Here is a 15,645-nt window from a genome sequence, read left to right as displayed (position 1 = left end):
CGCATCGGGCGGTCGGGGCGTCCGGGACGGGTGTGTCAGCGTGCATCGGTGTGTGGCCGGTGTTCAAAATTCATGGTGTCGGGATCGGTGTCGGAAGCCAGCGGCGCGCCCATCAGCTTGAGCCAGACGAAGCCGAGCACGCCGGCCGCCAGCGAAGCGAGCAGGATCGCCATCCTCGAGGCGTTGATGATATCCGTTTGGCCGACGAACGCCAGGTTCGTGATGAAGATCGACATGGTGAAGCCGATGCCGCCCAGCAGGCCGGCGCCCAGTACATGGCGCCAGGCCAGGTCGAGCGGCAGGCGGCACAGGCCGGCCGCGACCGCCGCAAAGCTGAACAGCACGATGCCGATCGGTTTGCCCAGCGTCAGGCCGAGCAGGATGCCCAGGCTGTTGGCCGACATCAGCTCGCCGGTCCAGCCTGCACCGATCACGATGGCGGTGTTGGCCAGGGCGAAGATCGGCAGGATCAGGAAGGTGACCGGGGTATGCAGCGCGTGTTCCAGACGGTGCGAAGGCGAGGCGGCGTCGTCCTGGCGCGCCGAGCCGGGAATCGCGAATGCCAGCAGCACGCCGGCGATGGTGGCGTGCACGCCTGACTTCAGCATCAGGAACCACATCAGCGCGCCGCCCAGCAGGTAGGGCCAGAGCGCGATCACGCGCAGGCGGCGGTTGAGCAGCCACAGCGCGCCGAAGGTGGCCAGCGCCGCGGCCAGGAACAGCGCCGACAGCTCGGCCGTGTAGAACAGGGCGATGACGATGATGGCGCCCAGGTCATCCATCACGGCGAGTGCGGTCAGGAACACCTTGAGCGAGGCCGGCACGCGGCTGCCGAGCAGGGCCAGGACGCCGAGCGCGAAGGCGATGTCGGTCGCCATCGGGATGCCGACCCCGGCCTGGGTCGGGGTGCCGCCGTTGAGCATGAAGTGGATCAGGGCCGGAGCCGCGATGCCGCCGGCGGCGGCCACGACCGGCAGCAAGGCGTTGCGCAGGTCGGACAGCTCGCCGCTGACCAGCTCGCGTTTGAGTTCGAGCCCGACCAGCAGGAAGAACACGGCCATCAGCGCGTCGTTGATCCAGTGTTCGATGCTCAGGCCGGCGACGTACCCGTGCCAGAAGCCGAGGTAGGGCGCGCTCCACGCCGAGTTGGCGATGGCGAGCGAGACGATGGTGCAGAGGATCAGCAGGGCGCCGCCGGCCTTGCCGGATGCGATGAAGTTCTGGAAGGTGGAAGAGAGCCGGCGTTCGAGTCGTTGCATGGATGATGGTCGCAATCAGGCCGCGCGGCGGCCCGACCATACGCGAATCCTGTCGTGCCCTGGCGGCACGATCACCCAGGCCGCATTATAGACGACGCGCCGGCCAGGCGCCGCCACGACGGCCCGGGTGACGAGCGGGCCCGGTCAGTACGTCCAGTTCAGGCTGACCGACGCATTCCTCGGCGCGGCGTAGAAGCTTTGATTCCAGAACAGGCTCTTCAGATAAGTCTTGTCGGTCGCATTGTTCAGGTTGGCGCTGATCCGGAAATGCGGGTTGATCTCGTATTGCGCCATCAGGCCGACCGTCGCATAGCCGCCCTGACGAACCATTGCCACCGCGTCCTCGATGTAAATCCGCGACTGCCAGTTGATGCTCGCACCCACCTTCAACTGCGGCATCGAGGCGAAGCGATAGGTCGTCGCAGTCCGCAAGGTCTTGCGCGGGATGAAGGTCCGCACGTCCTGGCCTTCATTGCCTTCCATGGACATCTGCGTGAAACCGATGCTGGCATTCCAGTTCTTGCTCAGTTGTCCGGCCAGCTCAAGTTCGACACCCTGAGACTCGGCTTCCACGCCGACATAGAAGGCGTCGAGACCATTGATATAGCCCGCCAGCTCGGGCGAATTGGTCTGCTTGGTCTTGAAAACGGCGCCCGACAGCTGCACCCTTCCATCCAGCAGATCGCTCTTCAGGCCCACTTCACGGGTTCTGCCTTCGACCGGCGCCAGCAACTGGCGGTTGAAGTCCATCTCGCTTTGCGCATTGAAGATCGAGCTGTAGCTGGCGTACGCGGACAGCGTCTCGTTGATGTCATAGACCAGCCCGGCATATGGCGTAGTCTTGCTGGCCGAGCGATAACTGCTGGTGCCATAGCTGCTGCCGCGGGTATCGACCTTGACCGTATTCGCGCCGGTCAGCAGCTTCCAGTCATCGGCCAGGTTCCAGCGCGCCGCCACGAAGGCGTTCTTGCGCTTGTCGGTGTAACCGCCGGCGCCGACTCCGGCACCGAACGCCGGACGCGGGTAGCTGCCGTCGACGGCCGCGTTGCCGGGCAGGCTGGTGCCGGTGTCCGGGCCGGAGGCCGAGCGGCTGTCGATTTCCGATTCCGACCACGATGCGCCGAAGCTCAGGTCGTGGCGGCGCCCGCCGAGGTCGAAGGTGCCGTTGACCGTGCCGTCGGCCAGCTTTTGCTTGAAGATCGAGTCGTAGGCCGAGGTGTAGCTGGTCAGGCCCAGCCCGGTGGCGCGGTCCTGGATGCCAGAGACGAAGAACAGTTCGGACTCGTTCGGCGAGCGGTTGTAGGTGAGCGTCGCCGTGCCGGTCCAGCCGTTGCCGAAGCCGTGGGTCCATTCGGCGAAGGTGCTGTTGACGATGGCGTCCTGGAACGACCAGTCGGTGCCGACGTTGGCCGAGCGCGGATAGCTGGTGGGCGTGCCGTCGGTGTAGTACAGCGGCAGTGCGCCCCACATGTTCCCGGTGGCCGCGCTCTTCTGGTAGGTGTGTCCGGCCGCCAGCTTGTTGTTGGCGTCGATGCTGCCTTGCACGATCACCGAGGCGACCGTTTTCTTCAGCGCGTAGCGGTCCAGGTAGGAGTCGCCCTGGTCGCGCGCCAGCACCACGCGCGCGGCCCAGTTCTCGCTCAGCGGGATGGTGGCGTCGACGTCGAGGCGCTTGTTGCCCCAGCGGCCGAAGGTGAGCCCGGCCTGGGCAGCCAGCTTGTTGCCGGGACGCTTGCGCACGAAGTTGACGGTGGCGGACGGATTGCCGGTCGACGACAGCAGGCCGTTGGCGCCGCGCACGATGTCGACCCGGTCGTACAGCGCGGTGTCGAAATTGCCGGTCACGTTGCCGAACACGAATGGAAGGCCGACGCTGTCGTACTGGAAGTTGGTGATGTCGAAGCCGCGCGCCGTGTAGTAGACGCGGTCAGTCTCGACCGCTTCGACAGTGACGCCGGGGACGGTGGCGAGCATGTCGCTGATCGAGTTCAGCTTGAAGTCATCGAGCTTGGCGCGCGTCACGACCGAGACCGATTGCGGGGTTTCGCGCAGGCTCAGGTCGAGCCGGGTGGCGGATGCGCTGTCGCGGACGCTGTAGCCGTCCTTCGTCGTTTCGCCAGTGACCTTGACGGTCTGCACGTTGGCGTCCGCCGCGAGGTCCGGCTCGGCAGCGGCAGCCGTGCCATGGCCGGCAGCGAACAGGGCGCAGGCGAGGGCCAGCGGCAGCAGACGCGGTTCGGAGGGCTGGTGCTGCAAGCTTGCGCGATGAGCGGACGAACGGAAAGCGGACGAACGGAAGGGCGTACGAAGAGACGGCATGAATAATCCTGATGGGTTGCCTGCGAAGAGGCAACGTTTGCGAGTCACACTAGTCCTCGGCAGAGGTCTAGATCTGAATATAAATAAGAATCATTCTCAATTATAGAAAGATCTGGACGGACTGGCAAGGAGCGAGGGCGCACGCCCAGGAGTTATGTCGAGTTGCCGGCCTTTGCCAGCCGCCGCGCCGATTGCGAAGCGGGGCTGTCCGCCATCGGGATCAGCGTCGCCGCGCGCGCCATTGCACGCACCAGCGTCGCTTCTCCCATCCGCAATCCGCGTCCGCGTAATTCCGGCAGCGAACGGACCGGTTCCGGCGTGATGTCCACGGCGGCGCGCACCAGCAGGCGCTGGGCCCAGCGCAAGGGAGCAGGAAGAATCGCCGCTTGCGCCATGATCCGCATGAACTCGGACAGGATGTCGGACCCCTCCAGTCCGGGCGCAGTCGCCGCGAGCAGCGTCTCCCACTCGTCCCAGCTGCGCGGCGCGCCGGTTGCGCCGTACAGGACGGACGAAGCCTGGCCTTCCGCGAAAGCGGCATCCTTTTCGGCGCTGGACAAGTGCCGGACGTAGGCGTGATAGGCCTCGGTGAAGCCGAACGTCGCGGTTGCTTGAACCCAGTCGAGCAGGCGCGGATCGTTGGCGTGATACGGGACGCCACCCGGCGTCGTTCCCTTCACCCGGCCGTGCATTCGTACCACCCGTGCGATCAGCTCTTCGGCCGCCGGGCGCGGGCCATACACGGTCATCATCGCCGCGAAGCCGGTACGCCGCAGGCGCAGCAGTGGATCGCGTTGAAAGCTGCTGTGGTCCCAGACCCCGGACCGCACCGAGGGTTCGGCCAGTTCGAGCAGGACGGCTGTCACGCCGCCGATGAACAGCGCAACCGGATTGGCGAATACTTGCCACGAAATGCCGTCGTGCGGCGTCAGCGCCGGCTCGCCGGCCGGCTGGCTGAAGTCGAACTCCAGGCCGGGAGGAGGGCGCATCAGATCTTGTATGACATTGAGCATCGCGTCGTCCCTGTGCCTGGTGCGTTACCTCGGCCGCCTCAGCGCTTAGTGGCAGGATCCTGTTTGGCTGCAGCGTCGATCTCGCCGGCCCACGGATCCTTCAGCGCGACCGGTTTGCCGCTGTCGGCGAAATCCATCAGCTGGTCGCTGGCGCGCGCATAACGCGGCCATGCCGGCAGTCCCGCGCCGTTCGGATCGCCGTTCTTGGCGAAGTTCACCATATACGTGCTCATCGCCTTGCCGACGCCGATATCCCTGGCCGTCGCCTGCTCGCCGTACTTCACCTTCACCGTGTCGAAGAAGTAGGGAATATCGGTCGCATGTCCCGCGCCCGGCTTGCCGATCGACTCGGCCACGTACGAGAAGCGGTAGGCATACACCGGCACTCCGTGGACGGCCAAGGTCGCCGCCAGGCTGCGCGCACCCGCCACCATGAACCCGGTCTTGCCGCCGATATCGGCGCTGGTCGCGCCGATCATCACCGGCACCTTGTGCATGCGGCCGTTTGCGAACGCGGCGCGCGAATCGATCGCCACCTTGCCGTCGGCGAACGGCCCGTGATAGGTCGGCATCCCTTGGCGCATGAAAGTCGCCAGGTTCAGGCCATCCACCACCTGGTCCGGCGGCAGCGCGCGCAGTTTCTCGAGCGCCTTCGGATCGTCGTCCGCGATGCCTTTGCCGGTGGCGAAATTGACGCCGATCTTTTCCACCGCTTCCAACGGCGTTGTCTGCGTGCCGCCATCGCCGCCCGACATCACCACCGCCTTGGCGAACAGGCCGCCGCTCATTGGCGAGGTCAGAAGATTATTCACCGACATCCCGCCCGCCGATTCGCCGGTGATCGTCACATTGCTCGGATCGCCCCCGAAGGCCGAGATATTGCGCTTGATCCATTGCAGCGCCGCGATCTGGTCCATGAAGCCGTAGTTACCCAGCATGCCCTGGTCGCCATTCTCGCGCGTCAGCTGCGGATGCGCGAAGAAGCCGAAGCGCCCGATGCGATAGTTGAAACTGACCACCAGCACATCCTGCTTCGCCAGCTCGGCGCCGGAATAGGTTGGCGGCGACGAACCGCCGTTGACGAAGCCGCCGCCGTAGATCCAGACCAGCACCGGCAGCTTGCCCTTGGCGCCGGCCGGCTTCCACACGTTCAGGCTCAAGCAGTCTTCGGCCGGGGCGGTGCCGAGCGGGGCGGCGTCGCTGGGGAAGGGCAGTTGCATGCAATCGGCGCCGTAGCTGTCGGTCTGGCGCACGCCGCTCCAGGAGGCGGCCGGCTGCGGCGCGCGCCAGCGCAGCTTGCCCGTTGGTGGGGCGGCGAAGGGGATGCCTTTCCAGCTCGCCACGCCATCGTCCACCTTGCCCTGCACCTTGCCGCTGTCGATGGCGACGACCGGGCCGCCTGAAGCGGCATGCGCGAGCGGCACCGCAAGCGCCATGGCCAGGTACAAGAAGGGAGCGAGGGTCGGACGTGGCATCGAGAGTCTCCTGTGGAATGGATTATGTGCAGTAATAATAACGTGACGTCTAGCTTCGTGCGTGCTCAGCCGAAGCCGGCGAAAATGTCCTTCAGCCAGTCGACGAACACCCGCACCCGTGGCGACAACTGGCGGCTCTGCGGATACAGCACGCAGGCCGGCAACGGTGGCGGCGTCAGGTGCGGCAACAGCACGCACAGCTCGCCGGACTGCAATTGGTCCTCGACGCGGTAGCGCGGCACCTGCACGATGCCGAGCCCGGCGCTGGCGCCGGCGATGTACATGTCGGCGCCAGTCACCGACACCGCGCCGGGCAGCGTCAGTTGGCGCAGTTCGCCGTCGACCAGGAACTCGAGCGGATACGGGCGCAGGGTGGCCGACGAGATGTAGTTGACGGCCAAGTGGCGCCCGAGTTCATCCAGCGTTTCCGGCCGTCCATGGCGCGCCAGGTAGTCCGGGCTGGCGACGGTTACCTGTTCCAGCCGTGCCACTTGCTGCGCCACCATCGACGAGTCCTGCAGATTGCCCACGCGCAGCACGCAATCGATGCCTTCACGCACCAGGTCGACCAGGCGGTCGCCTTCGCCGATCTGCAGCTCAATGCCGGGGTAGCGCGCCAGGAAGGCGGGCAAGGCCGGCATGACCACCCGCCGCGCCAGCGTCGGCTGCAGGTTCACGCGCAGCAGTCCGGTCGGGGCGGCGCGCGAGAACACGCTTTCCATCTCGCCCAGGTCGGCCAGCAGGTGCACGCAGCGTTCGTAATAGGCCTGGCCGTCGAGCGTCGGCGCCACCACCCGCGTGGTGCGTTCCAGCAGTCGCGTGCCGAGGCGGGTCTCCAGGCGCTTGATCGCATTCGTCACCGTCGCGCGCGGCATGCGCAGTTCTTCGGCCGCGGTCGTGAAGCTGCGGCGCTCGACGATGCGGGCGAAGATCTGCATTTCCTGGAAGCGGTCCATATGGGTGGGCATGCAGTCAATCCAATCGATAATGCGTTATAGTCGAGTTCAACGATTCAGTCTGATATTGCCCTGAACAGGTGCGGACGATTCGTGTGTTAGCGCTAAGGCTAACGTTTATTTTCTCGATTTTGACGGGATATAGCATAAATACGCTGCGTGATAATGCGTGTAAGTGTTGCATTTTGTCCAAAATGGCAGGTTGGAAACGAAAAATTCCGCATTGCATCATATCGTTTGATAACAACTCACAGTTCCTTCGGTATCATGACGGGTTCTTACGCCACCCGCTCCATCTGCCATGAACGGTCTGCTCTGCAAATTTAGGCTCTCCAGCCTGATCACCCTGGCCGTGTGCGCCACGGTGGCACTGACCGTGGCCCTGCAGATGGCAGTGGTCAACCATTTTGCGGTGCGCCAGGCCGGTGCCGAAGCCGAGTTGCGGCTGCAGCAATTGTCCTGGCAGATGCGCGACTCCCTGAACCGCGTGGTGGAGCAAGCCACAGGCGACGCACGTGTACTGGCCGCGCTGCCGCAGGTGCGCCAGGCGCGCAATCCGGCATCGGCCCGCGCCGCGCTGGAAACCCTGCAATACACTTTCCCCGATTACGCCTGGATCGGCCTGGCCGGCACCGACGGCAAGGTGATCGCCTCGACCAAGGGCTTGCTGGAAGGCGCCAACGTCAGCGCGCGGCCGTGGTTCCAGACCGGCCAGCAGGGCGTGCGCGCTACCGATTACCACCCGGCCAAATTGCTGGATAAATTGCTGCCGCATGCACCCGATCCGTGGCGCTTCGTCGACGTCTCCACGCCCGTGTTCAGCAACGACGGCGAGCTGTTCGCCGTGCTCGGCATGCACCTGAGCTGGGACTGGGCGCGGCGCCAGGCGCGCAAACTGCTGACCCCGGTGCTGCGCGAATACGGCGCCGAGATCCTGGTGGTGCGCGACGACGGCACCGTCATGCTCGGCCCCGAAGAACTGGTCGAGAAGAAGATCGATACCGTCAGCCTGCGCAAGGCACAGGCCGGCGACACCGGCTCGCTGCGCGAGCAATGGCCTGACGGCCAGGCCTATCTGACCGGCTTCAGCCAGACCGGACAGGCCGGTAACGACACCACGCTGCGCTGGTCGGTGCTGGTGCGCCAGGACGAAGACAAAGCACTGCAGGGTGCAAGCGAACTGAAGCGCCGGATGCTGATGTGGAGCACCTTGCTCGGCCTGATCCTGGCCGGCACCGCCGCGCTGCTGGCACGCCGCCTGACGCGGCCGATGAACCAGCTGGGCGAAGCGATCGAGCGCGTTACCGAGGCCACTGCCGCGGGCAAGGAGTTGCCGCCCATCCCGCAGATCAATGGCTTCCAGGAAGCGAGCATGCTGACCCGCACCATGCGCGAGCTGGTGCGCAGCGAGGCGGAATACCGCAGCGCGCTGCTGGCCATGAACGAACGCCTGGAAGCGGCAGTGGCCGCGCGCACCGCCGAGCTGCAGGCGCTGCTGCTGCGCGACGTGCTGACCGGCTTGCCGAACCGGCGCGCGCTGCTTGAGGCCCTGCCCGAAGCCATGTCCCGCGCGCAACGGGTGGCGCGTCCGGCCGCGCTGCTGTTCATCGACATGGACGGCTTCAAGGCGGTCAACGACAACCATGGCCACGAAGAGGGCGACGAGCTGCTGCGCCAGTTCGGCGCGCGCCTGCTGCAGACGGTGCGCAGGACCGACATGGTGGCGCGCCTGGCGGGCGACGAATTTGTGGTGGTGCTGGAAATGCTGGCCGATGCCGGCCATGCTGAAGACACGGCGCGCAAACTCCTCGAGCGTGCGCGCCAGCCGTTCAAGCTGCGCACCACCATGGTCAATGTCGGCGCCAGCATCGGCGTGGCCGTGTTCGCTCCCGACGATCGTCATGATCTGGACGGCTGGCTGGCACGCGCCGATCATGCCATGTATGCAGCCAAGCGCAGCGGCAAGAACGCGGTGGCAGTGGCGGCTGTGCCGCTCTGAGGCGTCCCGGCGTTTGGCTGTGCGGGTCTGGCGTAATTCACTGACCCGGGCATATGGCGCAACGGTCACCGGTTAAACCGGACAGCTATCCTGCGCACTCGCGCCGGCAACCATCTGTGCTCACATATACTGCCAGTATAATTAACACGGCAACTGGGTCGCCCCACGTCTGTCGGCATCATCGAGCCGCTGGAAAGGTATTCTCATGGCCTGTGAGAATCCGGATGCCCGGAATGGTTAATACACTCTAATTCATTGTGTGGATTATGAAAAAAATTGATCTCGTTCTTCTTGTTTCCCTGTTTGCCGTGCAAGCTGGTGTTCAGGCCGATACCAAATTTCAAGAAAACCCCGGAATTGAAGTTCTGGAAGACGGTAATGTCCGTGATCCGGCACCCTCCTCGCAGCAGATCGCAAGCCTTGTGGCGCAAACAAAGAAGAATTTGGTCAAACTGCCGGCAGGTACATTCGACATGGGCGACTGGGGTCCCGAAGTCAATCCGCAGGGCTTGCCGTTTGATGGCTATCCGCAGTCGAAACCACTGCACAAAGTGAAGCTCAAAAGCTTCTCCATGAGCAAGTATCCTGTGACCTATGCGGAATTTGATGTCTTTTCAGCGGCACACAGGCTTCCACGTGCAAATCAGAGCCGATTTTCCCGGAAATCGCGAACCGGCAATCACGCTGCGCTGGTGAGTTGGCAGGGGGCGAAAGAATATTGTCAGTGGATCGGAAAACAGGCTGGGTTGGCCATGGATCTGCCAACCGAAGCGCAATGGGAATATGCAGCGCGTAGTGGCGGCAAGCGGAATTTATTCCCTACTGATAATGGGAAGGAGGAGAAGGGAAGAAACTTCCCATCGTACGACCAAAACAAAGAAGACGGTGGTCGCGTTCGTGTTGGAAAATTCCCTCCCAATCCCGCTGGATTTCATGATTTCGGCGTCAACGGCGAATGGGTCAATGACTGGTATGCAGCCGACTATTATGCGAACTCGCCTGTTGATAATCCAAAGGGGCCGGTGTCGGGAAAGGAACGAGTGGTTCGCGGTAACCTGGGTCAGCTCGTCATGAACATGGAGCGAAATGGCTATGAGCCGGTGGAACGAACCGATACTTGGACATTGTTTCTCGATGAGCCACGTGGTGCCGAAAAAGAGGTTCCGTACACAAAGTTCTCAGGGAAGGAGTACATCGCATTCCGTTGCGTTGTCAATTAGCCTGACAGAATATGCCCCACGGCTGCACGGCATTTGCACCGAAGCCTCCAGCGGCTTCGTGGGAGGCTGGCGTCAGGCGGCATCGAGCGCCGTATATGTCGCTCATTGACATGATACTCACGAATACATTGCATCGTCGATGCCCATACGTGCGGTAACAAATTCCGGTTCAGTGTTCCAGATATACGGTTTGCTCACCAGCGTTTGTGCGCCTGCGAGTCTTTCTTCCGCTTGTATACGCGCGCTCGCGTATCGGGTTCCCTGAAGGCAGTTATCGATCATGGCAAAGCCCATTGCCTGATTCTGCTTGTCGCCCAGGGTGGGGGTCATCCGTTCGGCAATGGTTGCAAGCTGATTCATGGTCTGGGGTGATCCCAAGGACAATGCCATCAGTCGCGAGGCCTCCTGGCCAAGGGTGGGATGTGCGCTTATGCCGATCAGGGCAATTTGGCGATTGATCTGGCCAGTGACTTCCGGAGGGGAATAGCTGAACCAGCTGCCGGTCTTTTTGAGAAGCTCGCTCCGGATATTATTCATGAACTGCTCAGCACCTGCAGCGCCGTTCTCGATCGCGTTGTCGAGGCGGTTTTTAAAGTCGTCATATTCGTCTTCAATTGCTTGACCAATCTTGTCTGCGTAGTCAACGAGCTTGGCCCCCTTGGCAACGACGAGATAGGAGACCTTGCAGTAGTATTCATAGACTTGCTCCTCCATGAAATCCCCAATCCTGTGGTAGTCGGCCCGCTTCAACTGATACGACACGAACTTGAAGAATTCCTGGATCGTGTCGTACCCGACTTCACCGGTCAGCGCTGCCTCGCCGCCCAGCCCCAGGCATGCGCCCACGCGTGCACTGATCACGAACTTGCCTTTATTGATTCCGATCTTGAAGGCGCCCTTGATGCCGGCGCCCGCGCTGCCCGTCACGCCGGCGCCGACTTTGGCCACCGTCTTGTATTCGCCGATGGCGTCGCCCGGCTTGACGGTCGCCGGCTTGCCGTCGCTGGCGTCGCCTTCGGGGTTGAGCCATTGCACTTCGCCATGGATGTCGATCGACACGCGTCCACCAATGAAGGCATCCAGGCCGGCGTCGGCGCCGGCACGTGCCCTGACCCCACGCTTGTTGCGGTTTGCAGGCGGTACGCCACGGATGCCCTGCTTGCCGCCGGTGTAACTGATCCCGATATCGGTTTCCACCGCCAGGCTGGCGCCCACACCGCCGGAGAGCACCAGGTCGCCGTACAGCCGCATATACCCCATTTCGAACGTCTGCCCTGCAATCGTCGGCTGCACGTGCCAGCCGGCAAAATGCGGATAATAGACCTCGGTGCGAACCTTGCCCTCGGCAACCGCGAACGACGCATGTGCGTTGCCCTTGATGCCGAATTCGCCCGACTTCAGGCCGCGCAGGGCGCGCTTGGTCCAGGTCCTGTCACGTCCGTCGTGCAGATTGCCGGTGAACGGGTTGAAATTGATCTCCAGCCCGGCGCCGGCCGAATAACGCATCAGCTGCGCGTCCGCCGACAGGTCCGCGCGCCGCTCCGGATTGTCCGGGTCCAGCTCCAGGTACTTCTCGAGTTCGCCCTTGTTGCGTTCGATGAAGGTAGCGATGTCGCCGTTCATGGTACGCGCCCACGCGAACAGCACGCCGGTATACGCGTCCGCATCCTCGGGTTTGAGCTTCCATTCCTTGGAAAACTTGGTCTTGTCCTGGACTTTCTCGGTGATCCGGTGCTTGATTTCCTTCACATTCAGCTTGCCGTCCTTGAGGATCTTGTCTTCCTTGCGCTTGGCCTTTTCTCCTTCGACGAGATAGATCCGGTTGTCAGCCAACACCCTCTTGAGCGAGGTGCTTTTCACATAGATGGGCGTGGGTTTCTGGCCGTATTTCCTGGTCTTGAGCGCCACCATCTCGACCATCTTGACACCTTCCTTGGCATCCAGACTTTGCAGCGGCTCGAGCTTCTTCTTGACCGCGTCGCTGGCGGCGGCCATCTCGCTGATCGCTTTCTTGAGCGCCGCTTCAGCCGCGTCGATATCCGGCTTGACGTTCGACTTCTGCGCCTCGCGCAGCTTCAACGATGCGGCCGTCACGGCGCGGTTCGCTTCCTGCAAGGCGGCGATCTTGGCATTGTGCTCGTCCGCCTCCGCCATCAGGGCGCGGTGCTCGTCCTCATAGCAGGCGAGGAACGCGTTCTTCTCCGGCCAGTAGATCAATATGCCGCCGCCCTCCGTGAGCTTGGCTTCGACAAAGGTGTCTGCGGCTGGCGTGGTGGTGGCGACGGCATGCGGCTTCGGCGGCGTGGCGGTAGCGGTTTCGGTCATCGTGTCTGCTTCTACAGAAAATTCAGTCCTGCTCTTTCAGGAACAACTGGATGGCTTCGGGCTTCGATGTGAACAGGCGCTGGGTGCGGCCCATCGCATCGGTCACGCCTTCGACGACGACGCCGCTTGCCGATTCCATGCGATAAGGGACGTGCGCCATGATCTCGCCGGTCTTTTCATTGCGCACCACGAAGGCTTCATTGAAGATCTCGGTGGGCGTCGGCATCGCGGGCAGTCCGGTACTGGCGTCATGCGGTCCGGTAAGTTCCTTCATGCTGGCCTTGAACTCGATCTTGCCCGGGCCGAACAGTTCGATATTCCCGCCCTCGAGCTTGAGCTGCGCGCCCTGGGCATTGAGCAGGACGTGCTGCTTGGCCTTGACGTTCACCGAGGCCGTAATGCTGGCGACCGTGATTGCCTTGTCCGCAGTCAGTGCGCTCGCGGCCGACTGGCTCATGCTGCTGACCTTGCCGCTGGCGGCATGCAGCCGGATGCCGGTTTCCTGGTTCGGCTTGTCGGCATTCGATGCCTTGCCGTAAGTGAACAGGCTGATCCCGCCCTTGACCGAGGCCACCGTGTTGCCCTGCGATGCCAGGTCGATGCCGTGTCCGGCACTGAAGGAGCTCGTCATGCCGGCGGTGAATACGGCCTGGACCGGTGTCGATGCCACGATGCCGTCAGGCGAACTCAGCTGCAACTGCGGTTGGTCATAGCCTGGTTCCGCTTCTGCTTCCGACGCGGTCCCCGGTGCGGCCTGCGCCTGCGCTGCAGCGGCCGCGGCGGCCTTCCCCTGCAGGGCGTCGCGGCTGCGCGCCAACGCTTCGCTGGCGCGCAGTGCGCTCGCACCTGCACCGGCACTGTTATCATTGCCTGCCGCCTTCGGGGGCGCCGATCCGGTGGCGTTGTGCTTCTGCGCCAGCTCGGCCAGGTCGGTCTGGAGCGCCAGGCTGGCTTCGATCTGGGTGATCGCTTCGCGCGAATCGAGCTGGTTTCCTCCTGCGCCGCTGCGCGCATCGGTCGTCAGCAACATACCCTTCCCGGCGCGCAGGGAGACGCTGTGCTCGGTCTTGAGCTCGGCGCCGAAGCCGGCCGCCGCCAGGCGCCGGTTGTCGGTCTGATGCGCCAGATGTCCCAGGTTCAGTTCGGCCGTCCCTTGATGGGCATTGGCGTGGCGCTGCAGGGACACCCTCGCTTGCCCCGGACTGTCGTCCAGTACCAGCTGGCCATAGGCGCCGCTACCGGTCCGGCTCGCGGCGAGCGCCTGTGTCTTGAAGCCGGACAGAACTGCCGGATGCGCGCACTCACCCGCTTCGCCGGGGAACCAGGCCGGCGCATTGCCGGTCGCGGCCCCGGCACCGGAAGCTACCTGGTTATGCTGGGCGTCGGTTTGTCCCCGACCGTTGTAGAGTGCGCCGATAATCACCGGCCGGTCGATATTCCCTTCCAGGAAGTCGACCAGTACCTCCTGGCCGACGCGGGGCAGGGCGTTACCGCCCCAGTTGGCGCCGGCCACCGGCGCGATCGGCGTCGCTACGCGGACCCAGGTGCCGGCACTGTCGTCGCCCGGCGCACCGGCATGGCCGTCCGCCTGCGGATGGGGCAGCCTGCTGTGGCTCTGTACACCGCGCTGCCAGTGGAACTGGATCTTGACTCGGTGATCGCGGTCGCTATGGATCTCGATGCCCGGCGGGCCGACGACAATGGCGGTCTGCTGGCCCATGACCGTCGGACGCGGATGCAGCAGTTGTCCATGCGCGTCAAGACCGCTGCTGCGATAAGGTACCTTGCTACGGATGGCATCGATCCGGTTGCGGTAGACCGGACGCTGGCCGATCGTCTTGCCTACGGCGTGAAGGCTACGGCGTTGCTCGTGTTCGATCGCGGCAGCGAGCGGGGCCACGCCGAGCCGCCCGTCGACGTTGGCGCGCATTTCGGCGCTCAGGTTATTGTGCATCAGGTGCACCACGCGCACCACGACGAAACTGCGCGCATCGTCGCCCGCGGCCGTGTCCAGGGAAGGCTCTCCGGTCAAGGTGAAGACCGAGCCCGGCTGAAGCGTGCGTACCGTGCCCGCGCCGACGTGGATCTCCTTGCCTGCCTCGATGGCCTGCAACTGGCGCTCGGCGATGCGCTGCCCCTGCGCGCGCGACGCATACGCGTAGGCTCCCGGCATATCGGCGCTGGACAACACTTGCTGACGCATGCCGGAGGCATTGGCCGTGCTGGCGGTGCCGACCACACGGTTGTCGAGCGAACGGTAATCCCAGCTGCTCAGCTCGACGGCATTGGTCTGCAGGCGCAGCTCGGTGCGCCAGCGGTCGAACGTATCCTGGTGCATCGTCGCACCGGGTTGCGAAAAGGCGATGCTGCCCTGCCGGTCACTCTCGAATGCGCCGTTGTGGTCGGCGATGACCATCGTGTGCGTGCCCAGCGCCGGGCTGTCGGCCTGGCCCGTGTGTTCGAAATAATAGAACAGCCCTTCCTCATGCATCAGCCGTTCGACGAACGCCAGGTCGCTCTCGCAGTATTGCGTGGTGATGCTTCGCTTTGGATAGATCTCGCGGTCCTGCAGATCGAAGCGCCAGGCCGGGGCCAGCTTGCCCTTGCCACGGTACCCGGCAAACACCGCCTCCAGAATGTCGGCTGTGGTCATGTCCTGGAAGATTCGGCTGTCGCGTCCGTGCTGCAGGAATGCCGTCCATGGTTCGACCGTCAGCTGGTAACGCGCCAGGCCGCCGTTCGAGCCGGTCAGTTCGACCGCCGTGACATGGCCGTGGAAAGGACGCAGCGCGTCGCGTCCTGCGCTTGTCATGAGCTCCAGCAGCACCGGTTGTCCGATCAGCGATTTCAGTGCGATTGCAGCATCGGTGGACAGGGCGGCGATCCTGAACTGAAAGCACTGGCTGAGGCCTTCTTCTCCGCGCACGCACTCGGCGACCAGGATATCGGCACCCAGCACTGTGCTGAGATTGAGCAGACGCGTGTCCTGGGTAATTTTGGACATGAACGGAAGCTGGAAGGGAAGATTTGGAGGTGGCTTCGATACGGACATATAACAACAGTCTCCAGACAAGTGCAC

At 63.7% G+C, this 15,645-nt stretch carries 9 protein-coding genes; 2 read left to right on the top strand and 7 right to left on the bottom strand.

The annotated features are described in order from the left end of the window. Nucleotides 1–35 precede the first annotated feature (35 nt). The 5 genes from nhaA to RTQ83_RS01020 all read right to left on the bottom strand — a co-directional run bounded on the left by nhaA (nt 36) and on the right by RTQ83_RS01020 (nt 7,022). Nucleotides 36–1,259: a Na+/H+ antiporter NhaA gene (gene nhaA / locus RTQ83_RS01040; protein ID WP_312510678.1), complete on the bottom strand. Its 1,224-nt coding sequence runs from the start codon at nt 1,257–1,259 to the stop codon at nt 36–38. A 144-nt stretch (nt 1,260–1,403) separates the two neighbouring features. After that, complete coding sequence (locus RTQ83_RS01035) at nt 1,404–3,515, bottom strand: TonB-dependent siderophore receptor (protein ID WP_312510677.1); 2,112 nt, start codon at nt 3,513–3,515, stop codon at nt 1,404–1,406. 215 nt (nt 3,516–3,730) lie between these two features. Then, on the bottom strand, nt 3,731–4,567 hold the full coding sequence (locus RTQ83_RS01030; RefSeq protein WP_312510676.1) for an oxygenase MpaB family protein: 837 nt from the start codon (nt 4,565–4,567) through the stop codon (nt 3,731–3,733). A 62-nt stretch (nt 4,568–4,629) separates the two neighbouring features. Continuing rightward, a complete protein-coding gene (locus RTQ83_RS01025) occupies nt 4,630–6,066 on the bottom strand; it encodes a carboxylesterase family protein (protein WP_312510675.1) in 1,437 nt (478 codons plus the stop codon). A 65-nt stretch (nt 6,067–6,131) separates the two neighbouring features. Then, nucleotides 6,132–7,022: a LysR family transcriptional regulator gene (locus RTQ83_RS01020; RefSeq protein WP_312510871.1), complete on the bottom strand. Its 891-nt coding sequence runs from the start codon at nt 7,020–7,022 to the stop codon at nt 6,132–6,134. Nucleotides 7,023–7,323: 301 nt separating this feature from the next. Here RTQ83_RS01020 and RTQ83_RS01015 point away from each other — a divergent pair, with 301 nt between their 5' ends. Both RTQ83_RS01015 and RTQ83_RS01010 read left to right on the top strand, forming a co-directional pair. Beyond that, nucleotides 7,324–9,021, top strand: coding sequence for a diguanylate cyclase domain-containing protein (locus tag RTQ83_RS01015; RefSeq protein WP_312510674.1), 1,698 nt, complete (start codon nt 7,324–7,326; stop codon nt 9,019–9,021). 266 nt (nt 9,022–9,287) lie between these two features. After that, a complete protein-coding gene (locus tag RTQ83_RS01010; protein ID WP_312510673.1) occupies nt 9,288–10,241 on the top strand; it encodes an SUMF1/EgtB/PvdO family nonheme iron enzyme in 954 nt (317 codons plus the stop codon). 117 nt (nt 10,242–10,358) lie between these two features. Here RTQ83_RS01010 and RTQ83_RS01005 read toward each other — a convergent pair whose 3' ends face one another. Then, nucleotides 10,359–12,566, bottom strand: coding sequence for a hypothetical protein (locus RTQ83_RS01005; protein WP_312510672.1), 2,208 nt, complete (start codon nt 12,564–12,566; stop codon nt 10,359–10,361). Nucleotides 12,567–12,588: 22 nt separating this feature from the next. Next, entirely contained in the window at nt 12,589–15,570 is a 2,982-nt protein-coding gene (locus tag RTQ83_RS01000; RefSeq protein ID WP_312510671.1) for a type VI secretion system Vgr family protein, read from the bottom strand. Between the last annotated feature and the right edge of the window lie 75 nt (nt 15,571–15,645).

It is taken from the genome of Massilia sp. (assembly GCF_031995545.1).
GTDB lineage: Bacteria > Pseudomonadota > Gammaproteobacteria > Burkholderiales > Burkholderiaceae_D > Telluria.
The sequence above is the reverse complement of the archived record's forward strand: the minus strand, read 5'-3'. Positions and strand labels throughout refer to the sequence as shown.

Excerpts from the sequence above, each read along its gene's own strand:
- nhaA (WP_312510678.1), bottom strand. The coding sequence starts at position 1,259 with ATGCAACGACTCGAACGCCGGCTCTCTTCCACCTTCCAGAACTTCATC.
- RTQ83_RS01030 (WP_312510676.1), bottom strand. The coding sequence starts at position 4,567 with ATGCGCCCTCCTCCCGGCCTGGAGTTCGACTTCAGCCAGCCGGCCGGC.
- RTQ83_RS01025 (WP_312510675.1), bottom strand. The coding sequence starts at position 6,066 with ATGCCACGTCCGACCCTCGCTCCCTTCTTGTACCTGGCCATGGCGCTT.
- RTQ83_RS01020 (WP_312510871.1), bottom strand. The coding sequence starts at position 7,022 with ATGGACCGCTTCCAGGAAATGCAGATCTTCGCCCGCATCGTCGAGCGC.
- RTQ83_RS01015 (WP_312510674.1), top strand. The coding sequence starts at position 7,324 with ATGAACGGTCTGCTCTGCAAATTTAGGCTCTCCAGCCTGATCACCCTG.
- RTQ83_RS01010 (WP_312510673.1), top strand. The coding sequence starts at position 9,288 with ATGAAAAAAATTGATCTCGTTCTTCTTGTTTCCCTGTTTGCCGTGCAA.
- RTQ83_RS01005 (WP_312510672.1), bottom strand. The coding sequence starts at position 12,566 with ATGACCGAAACCGCTACCGCCACGCCGCCGAAGCCGCATGCCGTCGCC.
- RTQ83_RS01000 (WP_312510671.1), bottom strand. The coding sequence starts at position 15,570 with ATGTCCAAAATTACCCAGGACACGCGTCTGCTCAATCTCAGCACAGTG.